The 20,169-nt window shown below is 68.2% G+C and carries 17 protein-coding genes; 11 read left to right on the forward strand and 6 right to left on the reverse strand.

Annotated elements, in window-relative coordinates:
• Positions 1 to 7: 7 nt before the first annotated feature.
• Entirely contained in the window at positions 8 to 793 is a 786-nt protein-coding gene (locus TSO5_RS18340) for a nucleotidyltransferase (protein WP_109152900.1), read from the forward strand.
• Entirely contained in the window at positions 786 to 1,505 is a 720-nt protein-coding gene (locus TSO5_RS18345; protein WP_109152901.1) for a metallophosphoesterase, read from the forward strand. Before TSO5_RS18340 ends, TSO5_RS18345 begins: the two co-directional genes overlap by 8 nt.
• A 142-nt stretch (positions 1,506 to 1,647) precedes the next feature.
• Here TSO5_RS18345 and TSO5_RS18350 read toward each other — a convergent pair whose 3' ends face one another.
• From TSO5_RS18350 to TSO5_RS18360, 3 genes are all read right to left on the reverse strand, one after another.
• Positions 1,648 to 2,700 carry an ABC transporter ATP-binding protein gene (locus TSO5_RS18350; protein ID WP_109152902.1) on the reverse strand — a complete coding sequence of 351 codons (1,053 nt, stop codon included), beginning with the start codon at positions 2,698 to 2,700 and terminating at the stop codon, positions 1,648 to 1,650.
• Positions 2,693 to 4,360: an iron ABC transporter permease gene (locus TSO5_RS18355; protein WP_109152903.1), complete on the reverse strand. Its 1,668-nt coding sequence runs from the start codon at positions 4,358 to 4,360 to the stop codon at positions 2,693 to 2,695. Before TSO5_RS18355 ends, TSO5_RS18350 begins: the two co-directional genes overlap by 8 nt.
• Before the next feature lie 281 nt (positions 4,361 to 4,641).
• Entirely contained in the window at positions 4,642 to 5,745 is a 1,104-nt protein-coding gene (locus tag TSO5_RS18360) for an ABC transporter substrate-binding protein (RefSeq protein WP_109152904.1), read from the reverse strand.
• Between the two features lie 173 nt (positions 5,746 to 5,918).
• Between TSO5_RS18360 and TSO5_RS18365 the strand changes: the two genes are divergently transcribed.
• The 4 genes from TSO5_RS18365 (at position 5,919) to pncA (ending at position 9,307) form a co-directional block, all read left to right on the forward strand.
• Entirely contained in the window at positions 5,919 to 6,593 is a 675-nt protein-coding gene (locus TSO5_RS18365; protein ID WP_348981060.1) for a response regulator transcription factor, read from the forward strand.
• Entirely contained in the window at positions 6,593 to 8,083 is a 1,491-nt protein-coding gene (locus tag TSO5_RS18370) for a sensor histidine kinase (RefSeq protein WP_109152906.1), read from the forward strand. The genes TSO5_RS18365 and TSO5_RS18370 overlap by 1 nt, the downstream gene beginning before the upstream one ends.
• A 305-nt stretch (positions 8,084 to 8,388) precedes the next feature.
• The gene (locus TSO5_RS32965) at positions 8,389 to 8,535 is read left to right on the forward strand and encodes a hypothetical protein (protein ID WP_199230930.1); all 147 of its coding nucleotides are present in this window, start codon (positions 8,389 to 8,391) and stop codon (positions 8,533 to 8,535) included.
• 136 nt (positions 8,536 to 8,671) lie between these two features.
• Positions 8,672 to 9,307, forward strand: coding sequence for a bifunctional nicotinamidase/pyrazinamidase (pncA, locus tag TSO5_RS18375; protein ID WP_109152907.1), 636 nt, complete (start codon positions 8,672 to 8,674; stop codon positions 9,305 to 9,307).
• Positions 9,308 to 9,480: 173 nt separating this feature from the next.
• Here pncA and TSO5_RS18380 read toward each other — a convergent pair whose 3' ends face one another.
• The 3 genes from TSO5_RS18380 to TSO5_RS18390 are packed head-to-tail and all read right to left on the reverse strand — an operon-like array spanning position 9,481 to position 13,243.
• Positions 9,481 to 11,751 (reverse strand): xanthine dehydrogenase family protein molybdopterin-binding subunit, encoded by a 2,271-nt coding sequence (locus TSO5_RS18380; protein ID WP_109152908.1) that lies wholly within the window; start codon positions 11,749 to 11,751, stop codon positions 9,481 to 9,483.
• Entirely contained in the window at positions 11,748 to 12,758 is a 1,011-nt protein-coding gene (locus TSO5_RS18385) for a xanthine dehydrogenase family protein subunit M (RefSeq protein WP_109152909.1), read from the reverse strand. Before TSO5_RS18385 ends, TSO5_RS18380 begins: the two co-directional genes overlap by 4 nt.
• Positions 12,755 to 13,243: a (2Fe-2S)-binding protein gene (locus TSO5_RS18390; RefSeq protein ID WP_247870816.1), complete on the reverse strand. Its 489-nt coding sequence runs from the start codon at positions 13,241 to 13,243 to the stop codon at positions 12,755 to 12,757. Before TSO5_RS18390 ends, TSO5_RS18385 begins: the two co-directional genes overlap by 4 nt.
• Before the next feature lie 222 nt (positions 13,244 to 13,465).
• On the opposite strand from TSO5_RS18390, the gene TSO5_RS18395 reads away from it, so the two are divergent.
• The 5 genes from TSO5_RS18395 to ngg all read left to right on the forward strand — a co-directional run bounded on the left by TSO5_RS18395 (position 13,466) and on the right by ngg (position 20,101).
• Positions 13,466 to 13,960 carry a GFA family protein gene (locus tag TSO5_RS18395; protein ID WP_109152910.1) on the forward strand — a complete coding sequence of 165 codons (495 nt, stop codon included), beginning with the start codon at positions 13,466 to 13,468 and terminating at the stop codon, positions 13,958 to 13,960.
• A gap of 129 nt (positions 13,961 to 14,089) precedes the next feature.
• Entirely contained in the window at positions 14,090 to 14,581 is a 492-nt protein-coding gene (locus TSO5_RS18400; protein WP_109152911.1) for a BLUF domain-containing protein, read from the forward strand.
• Positions 14,582 to 14,690: 109 nt separating this feature from the next.
• Positions 14,691 to 16,127 carry a mechanosensitive ion channel family protein gene (locus TSO5_RS18405; protein WP_109152912.1) on the forward strand — a complete coding sequence of 479 codons (1,437 nt, stop codon included), beginning with the start codon at positions 14,691 to 14,693 and terminating at the stop codon, positions 16,125 to 16,127.
• Between the two features lie 314 nt (positions 16,128 to 16,441).
• Positions 16,442 to 18,217 carry an N-acetylglutaminylglutamine amidotransferase gene (locus TSO5_RS18410; protein WP_109152913.1) on the forward strand — a complete coding sequence of 592 codons (1,776 nt, stop codon included), beginning with the start codon at positions 16,442 to 16,444 and terminating at the stop codon, positions 18,215 to 18,217.
• 123 nt (positions 18,218 to 18,340) lie between these two features.
• A complete protein-coding gene (ngg, locus tag TSO5_RS18415; protein ID WP_109152914.1) occupies positions 18,341 to 20,101 on the forward strand; it encodes an N-acetylglutaminylglutamine synthetase in 1,761 nt (586 codons plus the stop codon).
• The last annotated feature ends 68 nt before the right edge of the window (positions 20,102 to 20,169 follow it).

Here is a 20,169-nt window from a genome sequence, read left to right on the forward strand (position 1 = left end):
TGGGTCCATGAGCGAACTCCGTGAGGGCAGCGCCACCGTCACCGCGGAGGCAGAGGCCTTCTATACCGAGAGCCTGAAGCTGCTGATCCAGTCGGGCATCCCGTTCCTGCTGGGCGGGACATACGCGGTCAGCGCCTATACCGGTATCAACCGGCCGACCAAGGACATCGACGTCTTCTGTTGCGGCGGCGATTTCCCGCGCATCCTCTCCCATTTCCAGGACCATGGCTTCGAAACGGAGATCGAGGACGAACGCTGGATCGGCAAGGTCAAGCATGGCGAGCTGTTCTTCGACGTCATCTTCAATTCCGCCGTCGCCATCAACCCGGTCAACGACCGCTGGTTCAAGGAGGAACACCGCGCGGTGATCTGCGGCGCCGACGTGCGGCTGGTGGCGCCGACGGAGATGATCTTCTCCAAATCCTTCGTCCAGATGCGCCACAAGTACGACGGGCCGGACGTGGCCCACATGATTTTGAAACAGCATGACAAGATCGACTGGAAACGGCTGCTCGCCCACATGGAGCAGTATTGGGAAGTGCTGCTGATCCACCTGCTGAACTTCCGGTTCATCTATCCGACCGAGCGCGACCGCATCCCCGACTGGCTGGTGGCGGAGCTGCTGGAACGGATGCAGGAGCGCGCCAAGCTGCCGGTCGCCCAGACCCGCATCTGCCGGGGCCGGCTGTTCTCCCGCGAGGATTACCTGATCGACGTCACCCAGTGGGGCTTCGCCGACGTGGTCGGGGAGGAGGGCACCAAGGAGAGCCTGAAGGAGAGTGGGAATGGATGAGCGCAGGCTGACCGTCGCCGCCATCGGCGACATCCATGTCGGCGAGACCACGCAATATCCCTATCGCGAGCTGTTCCAGGAGATCGCCGGCAAGGCCGACGTGCTGGCGCTGTGCGGCGACCTGACCAACCACGGCAAGCCGCGCGAGGCGGAGATCCTGGCCGACGCCCTGCGCTCCATCGGCATCCCGGTGGTCGCGGTGTTCGGCAACCATGATCATGAGTGCGGCCATCTGGAGGAGATCGAGCATATCTTGGCCCAGGCCGGGGTCCGATTCCTGGACGGCGCGCCGCAGGAGATCGGCGGGGTGGGCTTCGCCGGGGTGAAGGGCTTCGGCGGCGGCTTCGGCAACCGGATGCTCGACAGCTTCGGCGAGCCGGCGATCAAGCAGTTCGTCCACGAGGCGGTGAACGAGGCGATGCGGCTGGAGAGCGCCTTGCGGCAGCTGGACACCGAGCGGGTGTTCGTCGTGCTGCACTATGCCCCCATCGCCGCGACGGTGGAGGGGGAGCCAACGGAGATTTTCCCGTTCCTGGGATCGTCGCGGCTGGCGGAGACCATCGACCGCTTCGACAATGTGCGGGCGGTGGCGCATGGGCATGCGCATCACGGGAGCTATACCGGGAAAACGCTGCGGGGGACGCCGGTGTACAATGTGGCGCAGACGATTCCGAAGGAGACGGGGCGGCCTTATGCGTTGATTGAGGTTTGAGGGGGATCTCCTTCTCCCCCCTGGGGAGAAGGTCGGGATGAGGGGGTTCGGCGTAGCCGAAAACGTTCGGCAGGTGCGTCCCCCTCACCCTAACCCTCTCCCCGGGGGGAGAGGGGATCCGGGAGCGGCAGAGGTCCAGTCCTCAAAACACCCAAAGCTGCTCCGGCGGCAGGTGCAGCCAGTGGGTGCCGGCCGCCAATGGCCGCCCGAACGCGCGCAACGTCTGGTCGCCGCAGCGGAAGACATGCTCCCAGTGGCTGCCGAGATAGACCGAAGTCTCCAGTTCCGCCGGGACTCGGTTCTCGCCGTCTCCGTCCACCACCTCGACCTGCTCCAGGCGGATGACGCCGGTCGCCTCGTCCGACACGGACTTGCCGGCGCGGTCCTTGCCCCACAGGGGAATGCCGGACAGGTCGATGCGGGCGTAGCCGCCGCGCTTGTCCTGCACGCGGCTCAGGATCTGGTTGTTGACGCCCATGAACTCCGACGCGAACAGGCTGACCGGTTCGGTGTAGAGCTGTTCGGGGGTGCCGGCCTGGACGATGCGGCCACCGTCGAGCAGGACGATGCGATCGGCGATCGCCATCGCCTCGATCTGGTCGTGGGTGACGAAGACGGCGGTCAGGTTCATCCGCTTGATCAGGCTGCGGATCCAGATGCGCGCCTCCTCCCGCAGCTTGGCGTCGAGGTTCGACAGCGGCTCGTCGAGGAGGATGACCGGCGGGTTGTAGACGAGGGCGCGGGCCAAGGCGACGCGCTGCTGCTGGCCGCCCGACATCTGGTGCGGGTAGCGCTCGCCGAGATGGCCGAGGCCGACGCCGTCCAGCACGGATGCGACGCGCTGCTGGAGGTCGGCCTTCGGCACGTTGCGCAGGCGCAGGCCGTAGGCGACGTTCTCGAACACCGTCTTGTGCGGCCACAGCGCGTAGGACTGGAAGACCAGACCGAGGCCGCGCTTTTCCGACGGTACGTTCAGGCCGGCAGCGGCGTCGAAGACCGGCTGGTCGCCGATGGAGATGACGCCGCGCTTCGGCTCCTCCAGCCCGGCGATGGAGCGCAGCAGCGTGGTCTTGCCGCTGCCCGACCGGCCGAGCAGGGCGACGATCTCGCCCTGGGCGAAGGTGGCGGTGATGCCCTTCAGGATCTCGGTGTTGCCATAGGACAGGTGCAGGTCGTCGATGATGAGCTTAGCCATGGGAGCGTTTCCCGAAGAGCGACATCAGCAGCAGGCCGCCGCCGATCATCGCGATGTTGATGGTGGACAGCGCGGTGACGAGATCGACGGCGCCGGTGCCCCACAGCGAGACCAGCAGCGAGCCGATCACTTCGGTTCCGGGGGCCAGCAGATAGACGCCGGTCGAGTATTCGCGCATGAAGGTGACGAAGATCAGCAGCCAGCTGGAGAACAGGCCGACCTTGATCAGCGGGATCGTCAGGTCGCGCGACACCCGGCCGGGGCTGGCGCCGACGATGCGGCCGGCCTCCTCAAGCTCGGGGCCGATCTGCAGCAGCGCGCCGCTGACCAGACGCATGCCGTAGGCGAGCCAGACCAGCGTGTAGGCGACCCAGATGGCGATCATGGTCTGGCGCAGCGGGGCCAGGAAGGGCGTGAACAGGAAGACCCAGAAGATCGCCAGACCGGCGACGAGGCCCGGCATGGCGCGCGGCAGCAGCACCAGATAGTCCATCAGCCGGGTCCAGCCCGACGGCCAGCGGTGGGCGGCGAGGTTGAGGACGGTGTAGACGCCGACCGACAGCGCCCCGCCGACCGACGCGATCAGCAGCGTGTTGACGATGCCGCGGGTCAGGTTGGGGAACTCCATCAGTTCGCGGAAATGGTCCAGCGTCAGCACGTCCAGCAGGTTGACGCCCTCGCCCCAGCTCGACACGAAGGCGCGGAGCACGAGGCCGCTCAGCGGCACGACGACGGTGAACAGAAGCCACGCGGTGATCATCGCCACGGCCGGCCAGCGCCAGACGCCGATCGACACCGGCTTCTGCGCCGCGGCCTTGCCCTTCACCGAGACGTAGCGGTTGGCGGCGCGCAGCAGGAAGCGCTGCAGGGCGACCAGCGGCAGGGCGATGCAGATGATCGCCACCACGACCACCGCCATCAGCTGGTAGGACGGGGTGCCGAGCTTGTTGGTCAGCTTATAGAGGTAGGTGGCGAGAACCAGGATGCCTTCGGGGTCGCCCAGCACCAGCGGCAGGCCGAACAGCTCGAAGCCCAGGAAGAAGACCAGCACCGCCGAATAGAGGATGTTCGGCATCACCATCGGCAGGCTGACGGTCATCGCCGTGCGCAGCGGGCCGGCGCCGGTCATCCGTGCCGCTTCCTCCACGTCGGAGCCGAGGCTGCGCAGGGCCGATGAGGTGTAGAGGAAGATGTGCGGGACGTGGGTCAGGCCGGCGATGACGATCAGCATCCACTTGGAATAGAGATACCAGGGGACATAGCCGAAGGTGCTTTTGAACCACAGCGTGACGAAGCCGGCCGGGCCGAGGCTGACCACGAAGCCGAAGGCCAGCACCACCGACGACACGAACATCGGCACCAGGATCACCGGCTCGATCCAGCGGCGGCCCGGCAGGTCGGTGCGGGTCATCAGGAAAGCGAGCAGAGCGCCGACCGGCACCGCGATGGCGGTCATGCCGAAGGCGATGATGCACGAGTTGTAGAGGGCGTCGAAGAAATCCTCGTCGTCCAGAACGAACTCGTAGGCGCTGAGCGTGAAGGAGATCTTGGGCTGGAAGAACGGCCCGTCGAGGAAGCTCTGGTAGACGACCAGGCCGATCGGGGCCAGCACGGCAATCGCCATGGCGACGATCACCGCGATGCGCGTCGCGCGGTTCATGGGGGGATTTCCTTGAATTCGGCGGCTTCGGCGCCCTCCCCAGTGGGGGATTCCCCCTCTCCCCCCGCTCACGCGCAAACGAAGTTTGCGCTGACGCGACAGGCGGACCCATGGTCCGCCGAAAGCGGGGAGAGGGTCGGGGTGAGGGGGAGGCGTGGGGTGGATTTTTGGGGGCGCGGGGCGTTTTCTGGCGAACTGAGCCACGCCGTGCGTCCCCCTCACCCTAACCCTCTCCCCGGGGGGAGAGGGGACTTTGGCGCGGGTGGGAGAGGTGAGTTAAATCACTTCCCCTGCAGGGCCTTCTGCCAGTCCTTCAGGAACTTCAGGCGCTTGACCTGATCCAGGTAGGTCAGCAATTCCGGGCCGACATGGATCGGGCGCAGCGTGCTTTCCGGAACGCCGGCGGTCGGGTTGGACGAAGCCAGATCGGGGCGGATCGAGCCCATGTAGCGGGCCTGCATCGCTTCCTGGCCCTGCTTCGACAGCAGATAGTCGAGGAACAGCTTGGCGGCGTTCGGGTGCTTGGCGCCCTTCGGGATGAAGGCGATGCGCGACATCACGATGGTGTAGTCGGACGGCAGCACGACGCCCAGCGACTCCGGATCCTTCTTCTGCCGCTCGAAGACGTAGGAGCCGATCATGTTGTAGCCGATGGTGTGCTCGCCGGAGGTCAGGCGCTCGATCATCGCGCCCGAGGAGGTGTAGAGCTTCACCCCAGTCTGCCCCATCGCCTTCACCAGATCCCAGGTGCCCTTGCTGGCCTGCACGTCCTGGGTGATGTAGAGGAAGCCGACGCCGCTGCGCTCCGGATCGTAGGAGGTGACCTTGCCCTTGTAGGCGTCCGGCTTCTCGCTCAGCAGCTTGGCGAGGTCGGCGTGGGTCTTCGGTACGTCGGCGGCGGGCACGACGCGCTTGTTGTAGGCGAAGACGATCGGCTCGGCGGTGGTGCCGAAGGCCTCGTTCTTCCAGTTGGCCCAGTCGGGGATGTTCTTGGTTTCCGGCGAGGTGTAGGTCTGGGCGTAGCCGTCGTTGACCAGCTTCATCTGCAGGTCCATCGCCGACGACCACATCAGGTCGGTGGTGCCCGTGTTGGCCGCCGCCTCGCTGATGAAGCGGTTGTACATCTCGGTGGAGTTCTGGTCGGCGTATTCCAGCTTGATCTTGGGATAGAGCGTCTCGAACCCCTTCAGGAGTTCCGACACGGCGGCCGCGTCGGTGGCGGAATAGATGCTGAGCGCGCCTTCCTGGTTCGCCGCCTCGATGATCTTGGCATAGGACGGGTCGTAGCCGGCGGGGACGGACTGCGCCTTGGCGGTGCCGGCGGTGAAGGCCGGAACGGTGATGGTCAGCGCGGTCGCGACCAGAAGGGCCAGTTTGGTGCGCATCTCTTCCTCTCCTGCGGTTGGTTCCCACGGCGCCGTTGCGGGCCGTGTTGGTTGGGCTTACAAGCGACTTTGTCGTGACTATAGGCGGCCAACCTGTCGTCAATCTGTCGCGGGTTGAAATTGTTGGCGGAACGGAACAGGGGCGTTCGGATGATGGCCCGGTCGGACGGAGGGTGCCGCCCTTGCGCATCCTGATCGTGGAGGATGACGCGGCCCTGGCGCGCGGGCTCACCGCGTCGCTGAAGCTGGCCGGCTATGCCGTCGACCACGTCGCGTCGGGGGAGGAGGCGGCACGGCTGGAGCGGGCGGAGCCCTATGGGCTGGTGGTGCTGGATCTGGGGCTGCCCGACCTGTCGGGGTTCGAGGTGCTGACACGGATTCGCCGCCGCGGCTCCACCGTGCCGGTGATGATCCTGACCGCGCGGGAGGCGGTGGCCGACCGGGTGAAGGGGCTGGATCTCGGCGCCGACGACTATCTGCTGAAGCCCTTCGACCCGGCGGAGTTCGAGGCGCGGGTGCGCGCCCTGATGCGCCGTGGCCAGGGCACCCCGGTGCCGGAGCTGGTGTGCGGGGCTTTGCGCTACGACCGTTCCACCGCGACGGTGACGCTGAACGGCCGTGTGCTGGATTTGCGCAAGCGCGAGCTGGCGGTTCTGGAGGGGCTGATCACGCGGGCCGGCAAGGTGGTGCCGAAGGACCGGCTGGCGGGGGAGGTGTTCGGCTTCGACGAGCCGGTGGCGCCGAACGCCATCGAGCTGTATGTCGCCCGGCTGCGCAAGAAGCTGGAGCCCGACGGGCCGCAGATCCGCACCATCCGCGGGCTGGGCTACCTGATGGAAAGCGCCTGATGGCAGCGGTCGCGGGCGGCAGGCCGGAGCGCGTGCCGTCGCTGCGGCGCCGGCTGCTGACCCGGCTGCTGGTGCCGCTGGGGGCGCTGGCGGTCGGACTGGGCGTCGGCGGGTCGGCGCTGATCCATGGCTTCGTCCAGTCCACCCATGACCGGCTGCTGGCCGGCTCGACGCTCGCCATCGCCGAGAGGCTGGCAGTGGATGATGACAATGGCGAGGTGACGGTCGACCTGCCCGCCGTCGCCTTCGGCATGCTGGAGAGCCAGGCGCGCGACAGCATCTATTACAACGTCGCCCATGAGGGCGGGGTGATCACCGGCTATCTCGACCTGCCGCTGCCGGACATCTCGAAGATGCCGACCAACGTCACGGTGTTCCGCGACGCCACCTATCGCGGCCATGCGGTGCGGGTGGCGGCGCAGATCCGGCGGCTCTACGGCGTGCCGCAGCCGGTGCTGGTCCAGGTGGCGGAGACCACGGCCGGGCGGCGCGCGGTGGAGGTCGATCTGCTGCTGTGGCTGACCCTGCTGGAGGTGGCGCTGGTCGGCGGCAGCGGGCTGCTGGTGTGGGGAGCGGTCGGGCGCGGGCTGGCCCCGCTGGGGCGGCTGCGGCGGGTGATCGACAGCCGGTCGGCGCGCGGCATAACCGGGGGCGGAATGGCGCTGGTGCCGCTGCCGCTGGCCGTCGTGCCGGTGGAGGTGCTGCCGCTGGTGATCGCCATCAACGGGCTGCTGGCGCGGCTGGACCAGTCGATCGGCACCATGCGCCGCTTCACCGCCGACGCCTCGCACCAGCTGCGCACGCCGCTGGCGGTGCTGCGCACCCATCTGGCTCTGCTGCGCCGCTTCGGCACCGACAGTGCGGAGGGGCGCGCGGCGCTGGACGATGTCGAGGGGGCGGTGAAGCGGCTGGAACGGCTGCTGGTGCAACTGCTGGCCCTGGCCCGCGCTGACGAGGACGCGCCGGCGGTGCCGGCCGCGCCGGAGGTGACCGACCTGCGGCAGGTGGCGATGGAAGTCGCCGCGGAACAGGTGCCGGCGGCGCTGGCCCAGGACATCGAGGTGCGGTTCGAGGGACCGGAGGACGGGGACGCCGACCTGCGGGCCGTGGGCAACCCGGTGCTCGTGGGCGAACTGCTGGGCAATTTGCTGGACAACGCCATCCGCTACAACCGGCCGGGCGGCACGGTGACGGTGCGGGTTGGGGCTGGGCCTGTCCTGGAGGTCGAGGACGATGGCCCCGGCATCCCGGGGGCCGAGCGCGAGCGGGTGTTCGAGCGCTTCTATCGCCTGGACCGTCCGGGCGAGCCGCCGCGCACCGGCAGCGGATTGGGACTCGCCATTGTGCGCGCGCTAGCCGACCGGCTGGGGGCGGCCGTGCGCCTGGACGGCGGGGCGGACGGCCGGGGGCTGAAGGTGACGGTGGTCCTGCGGCCGGCGGAAAGCGACGCAGCTTCAAAGCGTTCGATGGCGGACGACCGCGGCGCCTGAGGGGCGCCCTCCCCCACCCCAACCTCTGCCATGACAATTTTGTTAACCTGAGCTGCGCGGATATTTCGCTGCCTTCGGTTGCCAGTTCGCAGCTGCAGGACTATCTGACCGCTCCGCGCAGACTGTGCCGGCAAGGTGTTGGAAGTAAAGACTGTCCGGATAACGGACGATTATTTTCCCTCATCCCGGCCCGGTTCACGGAAGAAGAAGCGGCTCTTGGCGTCTATTGCGCAGGAGACCGCGGAAAAAGGTCTGGTCGTCCCAAGGTGGACGGCCGAAAGAGGTCAGGGAAAGGGTCAGTCGCTATGCTTTGCAACATCGTCACCGTCGCCTCGCTGGGCGTCCTTCTGCTGTCGGGCATCGGCTTCAGCATCACCAAGACGCCGAAGCAGGACCGTCAGCATCAAACCGACATGCCGCGCCGCATGGCGGACGAGAACATCATGGGGTGATGCGTACCGCTGCCGCCGTCGGGCGGGAGCGCTTGTTTGTTGCCCTCTCCTGAACCGGGGAGAGGGCGGTGGAACCGACCGGCGGATGTGCCTACACTCCAGGCGACCGTTTTCATTCGCCGGATGGACACAGCCGATGCCCACCCTCATTCCGCAACCGGCCGACGCGCTGGTCCTGATCGACATCCAGAATGATTTCTGCCCCGGCGGCGCTCTGGCGGTGGCGGATGGGAATGGGGTGGTGCCGGTGGCGAACCGGCTGGCGCGGCGGTTCGGCACGGTGGTCCTGACCCAGGACTGGCACCCGGCCGGCCACCGCTCCTTCGCCAGCGCCCATCCCGGCGGCATGGCGTTTTCTTCCGTCGAATTTCCCTATGGGCCGCAGGTTCTGTGGCCGGACCATTGCGTGCAGGGGACGAGGGGGGCGGAATTCCATCCGGAACTGGACACCACGCGGGCGGAGCTGGTGCTGCGCAAGGGGGTCCGGGCGGGGATCGACAGCTATTCGGCCTTCTACGAGAACGACCGCAGCACGGCGACGGGGCTGGCAGGCTATCTGCGGGAGCGCGGGTTTACGCGCGTGGTGCTGGCCGGGCTGGCGACGGATTACTGCGTGGCCTATTCGGCGGAGGACGCCGTGCGCTGCGGGTTCCAGGTGGTGGTGGTGGAGGATGGGTGCCGCGCCATCGATCTGGACGGGTCGCTGGAGAAGGCGCGGCGGCGGTTGGCGGAGTGCGGGGTGGTGTTTTGCCGGGAGGGGGAGATTGGGTGAGTGCTGAGGCCCCTCTCCCGGGACGGGAGAGGGAGGGGCCCGCCGAAGGCGGGAGGGTGAGGGGGAATCCAAGGTTCCCGAACCGCATGGCTTCGTGCCTAACCCCTCACCCTTCCCAAGCTTCGCTTGGGCCCCTTCCCTCTCCCGCCCCGGGAGAGGGAGTTTTAGGCCGTTCAGGCGCCCAAAATCTTATCCACCGTGATCGGCAGGTCGCAGAGGCGTTTGCCGGTCGCGTGGTGGATGGCGTTGGCGATGGCGGCGGGGACGCCGACGATGCCGATCTCGCCGACGCCCTTGGCGCCCAACGGGTTGACGATGTCGTCATGCTCCTCGACGAAGATGACCTCGATGTCGTGGACGTCAGCGTTTACCGGGATGTGATACTCGGCGAAGTCATGGTTCATGAAGCGGCCGAGGTGCTGGTCGGTCATCGTCTCCTCCTCCAGCGCCATGCCGATGCCCCACACCACCGCACCCAGAACCTGGCTGCGCGCCGTCTTGGGGTTGATGATGCGGCCGGCGGCCACCGCGCTGACCACACGGGTGACCTGCACGGTGCCGAGATCCTCGTCCACCCGCACCTCCGCGAAGATGGCGGAGTGGGTGCCGAGCGCATGCTGCATCTGTGACTTGTAATTGGGGATCGAGCGCGCCTCGTCCTCCAGCACCAGCAGATCGTTGGCGCGCATCACCTCGGTGATCGACAGGCGCCAGGACGGGTCGGATTTGGCGATCAGGCAGCCGTCGGCGAAGTGCAGGTCGTCGGCCTTCAGCCCCTTCAGCGGCCCGTCGTTCAGCCCGACCGCGAGACCGGCCAGCTTGTCGCGCAGACGGTCGCAGACGGCCTTCACCGCCGAGCCGACCGACGACACCGTCCAGGAGCCGCCCTGCAGCGGCGCCATCGGCAGGTTGGTGTCGCCGAGCTGGAAGGACACCCGGTCGATGGGCAGGCCCAGGATGTCGGCGGCGATCTGGGTCATCGCCGTGTAGGTGCCGGGACCGATGTCGGCGGTGGCGCTGCCGACCGTCAGCCTGCCGTCGATGCCGAGCCGGGCCAACGCCACCGCCTGACCCTGCATCGCATCCCACACGCCGGTCGCCATGCCCCAGCCGATCAGCTGCCGGCCCTCGCGCATCGACCGTGGGGCATGGCTGCGCTTGTGCCAGCCGAAGCGTTCGGCACCCTGGCGGAAACAGGCGCGCAGCTCCTTGCTGGAGAAGGGCTTGCCGGTGTTGGGATCGACCTCGGTGTAGTTCTTCAGCCGCAGTTCCAGCGGGTCCATGCCCAGCTTGGCCGCCAGTTCGTCCATGGCGATCTCCAGCGCCGGGACGCCGGTGGCGGCGCCGGGGGCGCGCTGGTCGAGCGGGGTGTGGGTGTCCATGCGCGCCAGCTTGTAGCCGAGCCGGACATTGTCGCACTTGTATTGCTGGCCCGACCAGTTGACCACGACCTCGACGTAATTCTCGGTCTGCGAGGTCTCCTGCACCGCTTCGTGAATGATGGCGGTGAGGGTGCCGTCCTTCTTCGCGCCCAGCGCCACGCGCTGGAGGGTTTCCGGGCGGTGGCCGAAGCTGAACATCTGCGGGCGCGTCAGTTCCACCCGAACCGAGCGCTTCAGCGTGGTCGCCGCCAGCACCGCCATGAACAGCTGGTGCTGCGGACGCAGGCCCGAGCCGAAGGCGCCGCCGACGAAGGGGGAGATCACCCGCACCGCGTCCTTCGACAGGTCGAAGACGTTGCAGACGTAGGTCTGGGTGTTGATCGGCCCCTGCGTCTTGTCATGGACGGTCAGGGTGCCGTCATTGTGGTAGATGACGGTGGAGGCGTGCATCTCCATCGGGTTGTGATGCTCGACCGCCTGGGTGAAGTCGAGGTCGACGCTGACCTCCGCCTCGGCCAGGGCGGCGTCGGCGTCGCCGCGCGGCTTGGGCGCGGGCTGGAAGCCGCCCTTGTCCTTGCCGGGGGTGAAGGCGTTGGCACTGGCCGCATGCAGGTCGGTCTGGTGCTCGTCCGCATCATAGGTGACGTGGATCAGGCGGGCGGCGTAGCGCGCCAGTTCGAAGCTCTCCGCCACCACCAGCGCGACGGGCTGGAGGGCGTGGTGGATCGTCGCATCATAGAGCGGGCGGAAGGGCGAGCCCTTCGGCGCGTCGTCATCCTTCCACTTGCGGTCGAACCAGGGCAGGCTCGGCCGGTTTTCGTGGGTGAAGACCTGGAACACGCCGGGAAGGGCCAGCGCCTTGGCGGTGTCGATGCCGAGGATGCGGCCGCGGGCGATGGCGCTGGAGACGATGTAGCCGTGGGCGAGGCCGGGGGTGTTGAACTCCGCCGCGTATTTGGCGCCGCCGGTCACCTTCAGCCGGCCGTCGACGCGGCTGACGGGCTTGCCGATCTGGCGGCCGGGGCGGTCCAACTGATCGGGGATGGTCGGTTTGGCGATCATGGGTGCTCCACTCCGGCGGCTTCGGCCAGCGCCCGGACGATGGCGCGCTCGGCTAGTCCGATCTTGAAGGCGTTGTGGGAATGGCCCTTGGCCCCGCGGAGCAGGACGCGCGCGGCTTCGCGGAAAGTCTCCAGCGAGGCGGGCTTGCCGGCCAGTTCGGCCTCGGCCGCCGGGTCGCGCCAGGGCTTGTGGGCGACGCCGCCGAGCGCGAGGCGGGCGGTGCGGATAGTCTGGCCGTCCAGTTCCAAGGCGGCGGCCACCGACACCAGCGCGAAGGCGTAGGAGGCGCGGTCGCGGACCTTCAGGTAGGTCGAGTGCTTGGCGAAGCCCTCGGCCGGCAGGTCGATGACGGTGATGAGTTCGTCGGCGGCGAGCGTGCTGTCGATGTGCGGGGTGTCACCGGGCAAACGGTGGAAGTCGGCGAAGGGAATGGTCCGCTCGCCCTTCGGGCCGCTGACGCGGACGACCGCTTCCAGCGCGGCGAGGGCGACGCACATGTCGGATGGGTGGACGGCGATGCATTTGTCGCTGGCGCCCAGGATGGCGTGGATGCGGTTGACCCCGGTCAGGGCGCCGCAGCCGGTCCCCGGCTCCCGTTTGTTGCAGGGGGTGCCGGTGTCGTAGAAGTAATAACAGCGCGTGCGTTGCAGCAGGTTGCCGCCGTTGGTCGCCATGTTGCGCAGCTGCGCCGAGGCGCCGGACAGGATCGCCTTCGACAGCATCGGATAGCGCGCCTGCACCCGCGCGTCATAGGCGGTGTCGGAATTGCGGGCGAGCGCGCCGAGACGCAGACCGCCGCCATCGACTTCTTCGATCTTGTCGAGGTTCAGGCGGGAGATGTCGACCAGCCGCTCCGGCCGCATCACGTCGGCCTTCATCAGGTCGAGCAGGTTGGTGCCGCCGGCGACGAACTTGACTGCGGCTTCGGTCGTGGTGCCGGACTGGTTCGAGACGCCGCGGAGCGCCGCATCGACGCTGTCGGGGCGGTCGTAGGAGAAGGCCCTCATGGCGTGCCTCCGTCCTTCTGCGCGTCCATGACCTGACGGATCGCGGCGACGATGTTGGGATAGGCGCCGCAGCGGCACAGGTTGCCGCTCATCAGTTCGCGGATGTCGTCGTCGGTCTTGGCGTGGCCCTCCTCCAGCATGCCGACGGCGGAGCAGATCTGGCCGGGCGTGCAGTAGCCGCACTGGAAGGCGTCATGCTCGACGAAGGACTCCTGCAGCGGGTGGAGCGCATCGCCGCTGGCCAGCCCTTCAATGGTGGTGACGGTCCGCCCCTCCGCCATCACCGCCAGGGTCAGGCAGGAGTTGATGCGGCGGCCGTCCACCAGAACGGTGCAGGCGCCGCACTGGCCGTGGTCGCAGCCCTTCTTGGTCCCGGTCATGTCGAGATGCAGGCGCAGCGCGTCGAGCAGGCTGGTCCAGGGGGCGACGCGCAGGGTCTTGCGGCTGCCGTTGATGGTCAGGGTGACGTCCATCGCTTCGGGCATCGTATCGGGAGGAGGCGCCGGCTGTTTGTGGATGTGGCCCTGGGACGCTGGACCTGTTGGCTGGGACATAACCGCTCCGACTGCTGGCAGGTGGGTTCCGCGAATGACTGCCGGGGGTAACAGCCGCCCTTCCGCTGCGTTCCGTCGATGGGGGCGCTGTCAAACGGCGACGACGGCCCCATCTGGTGCGGGAGAACACATCTGATCGCGGAGACCGCTGCCATGAAGCTTTCCGGTTCCTGCCGCTGCGGCGCCGTCCGCTTCACGCTGAACTCGCCGACGCCGGTGCCCTACATGCGCTGCTACTGCACCATCTGCCGCAAGAGCGCCGGCGGCGGCGGATACGCCATCAATCTGGGCGGCGACGCCGACACGCTGGTGGTCGAGGGGCGCGACGCCGTGGCGATGTGGAGGGCGCCGATCGAGGACCCCGACCATCCGGGGCAGACCCATCTCGGCCCGTCGCACCGGCATTTCTGCAAGCATTGCGGCACGGCGCTGTGGGCGGAGGATCCGGCCTGGCCGGAGCTGGTCCATCCCTTCGCGTCGGCGATAGACACGCCGCTGCCGACGCCGCCGGAGCGGGTGCACATCATGCTGGACTTCAAGGCGCCGTGGGTGGAGGTGCCGAGCGGGCCGAACGACGTGCATTTCGCCCGCTATCCGGAGGAATCGCTGGAAGATTGGCACAAGCGGCACGGGCTGCTCGACCGCTGACGGCACCTGCCGTTGAGGACCACCCGGTTCGGGATATGACCAGCGGCTGCGACATCGGCTCTACGAAAGAAAGGGTTACCACATGCCGGTTTCCTCGCCATTTTCATAAGTAAAAATGGGAGGAACGCCATGCTGACCCTGCTCTATCGCAGCGATGCGGTCTCTCTGCTGCCATTTTCGGCTCTGGCGGACATTTGTGTGCGAAGTTCCGCCAAGAATCGACGTCTGGGCATCACCGGCTTCCTTATCGAACATGAGGGGACATTTCTTCAGGTGCTGGAGGGTGAGGCGGAGGCGGTGAACGAACTCTTCCATCGCATCTCGCATGACGAGAGGCACTGCAACATGGCGGTGCTGGGCCGCTGGGAACGGACAGGACGATCCTTCGGCTTCTGGGCGATGAATTTCGGCCCGCTGGACGATCCGTCCTTCTGGCAGGGGGAGTTCGCCGGTCTGCGCGACGGCGACGCCTTCCGGCGCAAGAGCAGCGATGCCGACACCGCGCTGGCGGTGCTGTGCCGGGCCTATGCCTTCGCCAGCATGGTCGCGGGGGCCGATCCGGTGATCGGCGGCTTCGTGATGGGATACCCGCGGGCGCTGCCGGGTCCGGTGACCGTCTGAACCGTCAAGCATCTGATTCAATTGAGCCCTTGACGGGACGGCGCTTGCTCGTGCCATCGTCGCACCTCGCCCGGCCACGGATGGCCGGCCGCCGAGGAGAAGCCCGTCGATGAACGCCTTGCGGCGTCTGTCCGCCCCTGCCCTGGTCCTGGCCCTTCTGGCTGCGCTGGTCGCCGCCAAGCCCTGGCTGCACGGCCATCTGGAACCCTTCGTCGGGCTGCCGCTGAGCGGCGGGTTCGACATCGCCGTCGCGTCGGCCGCGTGGCTTGCCGCCGCCTGGGGCGGGGCGCGGGTGATCGACATGCTGGCGACGGGCAACGGCGGCCGGCCGCCGCGCATCCCCCGGCTGCTGGCCGACCTGCTGCGCTTCTTCGTCTATGGCGTCGCGGTGCTGGCCATCCTGGCCTTCGTGCTGGAACAGCCGGTGACCGGCCTGCTGGCGACGTCGGGCGTCGCCATCGCCGTGCTGGGCTTCGCGCTGCGCAACATGATCGCCGACATCTTCGCCGGCATCGCCCTGAACATCGAACACCCCTACCGGCTGGGCGACTGGCTGGAGCTGTCGCCCGGCGTCGCCGGGCGGGTGGACGAGATCAACTGGCGCGCGACCCGGCTGATCGCCAGCGACGGCACCGCCATCGTCGTGCCGAACGGCATCGTCGCCGGCAGCCGCTTCGTCAATTACAGCCGCCCCAACCCGGCCTTCCGAGCCTCGGTGCCGATCCTGCTGGACCAGGAGGTGCCGGTGGAGCGGGCCAAGCGCATCCTGCTGTCGGCGATGCTCTGCGCCGACGGCGTGCTGCCCACGCCGCGGCCGGACGTGATCGTCGAGGCGGTGACGCCCAACGGCGTCTCCTATCTGGCGCGCTTCTGGACCGACGATGGCGGCCGGGTGTCGCTGGTGCGCGATGCCGTGCTGACGGCGGTGCTGTCCAACCTCGCGCACGCCGGAATCGAGCCGGCCCGCCCCAAGCAGGAGGTCCGCCGGCGCCAGACGGGCGCGCACGACACCGGCCTGCTGCGGCGCGGACTGCTGCGCCAGCTGGAGCTGTTCGACGCCTTCGACGACAAGGAGGTCGACGCGCTGGCCCAGGCGATGCGGCAGTTCCACATTCCCGCCGGCAGCGCCGCCGTTCGCCAGGGCGACGCCGGCGAATCGCTGTTCGTCATCGCCGAGGGCGTGTTCGACGTCCAGATCGCCGCTCCCATTTCCGCCGACACGGAGGATGGGCAGCGCCCCGGCGTGGTCCATCTGACGCGGCTGCGGCCGGGTGACCTGTTCGGCGAGATGTCGCTGCTGACCGGGCAGCCGCGCAGCGCGTCGGTTGTCGCCTGCACCGACGCCGTGGTGTTCGAACTGTCGCGCGGCCATCTGGACCCGGTGCTGCGGCGCCGTCCGGAACTGGCGGAACGGCTGGCCGAACTGATGGCCGAACGCCAGACCCGCAACGTCAGCCAATCCAAGCGCCAGCAGGGCGCCACCCCGCCGCCGCCGGCGGAATCGCAGGCGCTGCTGGCGCGGTTGCGGGGCTTCTTCGGGCTGTAGGGGCGCAATTGCGCCGCCCCCTGCCGGTGGCAAAATTGGAACTCCATCCCTATCTAAGCAGTCCCGGCCCATAAGCGGCCGGCTGCGAGCGGCATGCCCCAGGTCCTTCAATATGGAACCTCGGGCAATATGGAACCTCGGGCGGTGCGGGCCGTTATGGCGCGCGGGTGCCGGCAACGATTTTACGATCGGAGCATCGTCTATCGCTCGCAACGGGTGGCGGCCGCATTCCGCAGCCGGCGCCCCCGGTGTTTGGCCCTTCTTGCGGGTCGAGCGCCCCTTCGTCCTGAACCAACGAGGAGGCTCGACAGCCGATGTGCGGACTAAGTGGTGAAATTCGTTTCAAGGCCGGCGAGGCGGCCAGCACGGTGGCGGTCCAGGCCATGTGCGACAAACTGGCGCCGCGCGGGCCGGACGGCCACGGCCTGTTCGCCCATGGGCGCGTCGCCTTCGGACATCGCCGGCTGAAGATCATCGATCTCAGCGAGGCATCGCAGCAGCCGATGGTGGATGCGGCCCTCGGGCTCGCCATTGTCTTCAACGGCTGCATCTACAATCACCGGGAACTGCGCGAGGAACTGGTCGGGCTCGGCTACCGCTTCTTCTCCGACGGCGACACCGAGGTCCTGATCAAGGCCTATCACGCCTGGGGGCCCGATTTCGTCAAGCGCCTGAACGGCATGTTCGCCTTCGCCATCTTTGAGCGCGACAGCGGCCGGGTGGTGCTGGGCCGCGACCGGCTGGGCATCAAGCCGCTGTATCTGGCCGACATTACCGGCGGCCTGCGCTTCGCGTCCTCCCTGCCGGCGCTGGTGGCGTCCGGTGGGATCGACACCGATGTCGATCCGGTGGCGCTGCACCATTACATGAGCTTCCACGCCGTCGTCCCGGCGCCCTACACCATCCTGAAGGGCGTGCGGAAGCTGCCGCCCGCCACGGTCATGATCGTGGAGCCGGACGGCACCCGGCGCGAGAACACCTATTGGTCGCTGACCTTCGGGCCGCAGTCCGGCGACGAGGGCCGCGATTTCACCGACTGGCGCGAACTGGTGCTGGAGACGCTGACCCGCGCGGTGCGCCGCCGGCTGGTCGCCGACGTTCCGGTGGGTGTGCTGCTGTCGGGCGGGCTGGACAGCTCGCTGATCACCGCGCTGCTGGCCGAGAACGGACAGAGCGGGCTGAAGACCTTCTCCATCGGCTTCGAGACGGTGGGCGACGAGCGCGGCGACGAGTTCCAGTATTCCGACATCGTCGCCAAGCATTTCGGCACCGATCATCACCGCATCTTCGTCGACAGCGCCCGCGCCCTGCCGGAGCTGACCGACTGCGTCCGCGCGATGTCGGAGCCGATGGTCAGCCACGACAACATCGGCTTCTTCCTGCTGTCGCAGGAGGTGGCGAAGCAGGTGAAGGTGGTGCAGTCGGGCCAGGGCGCCGACGAGGTGTTCGGCGGCTATCACTGGTATCCGCCGCTGCTGGACAGCAAGGACGCGGTGGGCGACTACGCCCGCGTCTTCTTCGACCGCGACCATGCCGAGATGGCCGAGGCGCTGGACCCGCGTCTGGTCGGCGAGGACCACTCCCGCCGCTGGCTGGAGCAGCGCTTCGCCATGCCCGGCGCCGACCGGCCGGTGGACAAGGCGCTGCGGCTCGATACCACCGTCATGCTGGTGGACGACCCGGTGAAGCGGGTCGACAACATGACCATGGCCGCCGGGCTGGAAGCGCGCGTGCCCTTCCTCGACCATGAACTGGTGGAGCTGGCGGCCCGCATCCCGGCGGAGATGAAGCTACCGGACGGCGGCAAATACGTCCTCAAGGAAGCGGCGCGGCGCGTGGTGCCGGCGGCGGTGATCGACCGCCCCAAGGGCTATTTCCCGGTGCCGGCGCTGAAATATTTGCGCGGTCCCTTCCTGGAGCGGGTGCGGGACGTGCTGAACGCCCCGGCGGCGCGGGAACGCAGCCTGTTCCGCCGCGCGTATCTCGACCGGCTGCTGGCCGATCCGGAAAGCCACATCACGCCGCTGCGGGGATCGAAGTTGTGGCAGGTGGCTCTGCTGGAATTCTGGTTCCAGGAACAGGGTCTGTAAGCGGTCGTCTTTACGGCCATTCCAAACGAAGAACGCTCCGCCGGCACATCCGGGCGCGGGACCGATCCGCATCCCCGGATGTTGCCAATGCGAGGAGCCGCATCCGACGATCAGGGGGAACCCATGAGCTACGCCCGCGTGAAACCGCACCGGCTGGAACGCGCCGCCAGCGCCACCCTGCGCCACACCCGGCGCTACACCGGCCGTCCGCCGGCGGGAGAGACTGAGGCCGACGCGCCGCGCGCCGACGTGGTGGTGGATTGCGGCTGGGGCCGGCTGATCTTCGCCCACACTTTCGACGATCTCGACCGCATGATCGAGACGTTGCGGCAGGAGGCGCCGGGCACCCGCGACATCGTGTTCTATCTGCAGGACCCGCATGTCGCCCTGTCGCGCGCGCCGCAGGAGCTGTTCCTCGACCCCTCCCACACCTTCCGCCTGTGGCTGACAGACTATCGGCCGTCGCGGCGGCGGCCGAAGGGCTACAGCGTCCGCCGGCTGCGCACGCGCGAGGACGCCGAGGGGGTGCAGCGCATCTATGCCCGGCGGCGGATGGTGCCGGTTTCCTCCTCCTTCCTGGTGGCGTCGCGCAACAGCCGGGTGCTGACCCATTTCGTCGCCTGCGACGATTCCACCGGCGAGGTGATCGGATCGGTGACGGCGGTGGATCACGCCCATGCCTTCGGCGACCCGGAGAACGGCAGTTCGCTGTGGTGCCTGGCGGTCGATCCGCAGGCGTCATTTCCGGGGATCGGCGAGACGCTGGTCCGCACGGTGGCGGAGCATGTGCAGGCACGCGGTCGGGCCTTCCTCGACCTGTCGGTGCTGCATGACAACGAGAACGCCATCGCGCTGTACGAGAAGCTGAATTTCCGCCGGATTCCGGCCTTCGCGCTGAAGACCAAGAACCCGATCAACGAGCGGCTGTTCACCGGCCCGCAGCCGGGCGAGCGGCTGAACCCCTATGCCACCATCATCGTCAACGAGGCGCGGCGGCGCGGTATCGGCGTCGATGTGGTGGATGCCGAGGCCGGCTATTTCTGCCTGACCTGGGGCGGGCGCAGCGTGGTCTGCCGGGAATCGCTGAGCGAACTGACCAGCGCCGTCGCCATGAGCCGCTGCGACGACAAGGCGGTGACCCGCCGCGTGCTGGAACGCGCCATGCTGAACGTACCGGCCCAGGCGGTGGCGGGGGACGCGGAGGAGAACGCCACCTTCCTGGCGACGCATGGCCGCGTCGTGGTGAAGCCGGCGCGCGGCGAGCAGGGACGCGGCATCACAGTCGACGTGCGCGACGCCGAGACGATGGAGCGCGCCGTCGCGGCGGCCCGCCAGCATTGCGACACGGTGCTGCTGGAGCAGTTCTGCGAGGGGCAGGATCTGCGGATCATCGTCATCGACAAGAAGGTGGTGGCCGCCGCGGTGCGCCGCCCGGCCGAAGTCACCGGCGACGGCACCCACAGCGTGCGCGAACTGATCGAGGCGCAGAGCCGCCGCCGCGCCGCCGCCACCGGCGGGGAAAGCCACATCCCGATGGACGCGGAGACCGACCGCTGCCTCGCCGCCGCCGGCAAGAGCCTGGACGACGTGCTGCCGGCCGGCGAGGTGCTGCCGGTGCGCAAGACGGCGAACCTGCACACCGGCGGGACGATCCACGACGTGACCGACTGCCTGCACCCGGAACTGGTGGAGGTGGCGACGGTGGCCGCCCGCGCGCTGGACATCCCGGTGGTGGGATTCGACCTGCTGGTGGAGTCGCCCGACCGGCCGGGCTACGTGTTCATCGAGGCGAACGAGCGGCCGGGCCTCGCCAACCACGAACCGCAGCCGACGGCGGAACGTTTCGTCGATCTGCTGTTTCCCCAGACGCGGGGGGTGCTGTAGGCCCCCTCTCCCCCCCGGGGAGAGGGGCGGGGGGAGGGGGATGCACCGCGTGGATTCTCGGTAAGGGG

This window comes from Azospirillum sp. TSO5 (assembly GCF_003116065.1).
Classification (GTDB): Bacteria; Pseudomonadota; Alphaproteobacteria; order Azospirillales; family Azospirillaceae; genus Azospirillum.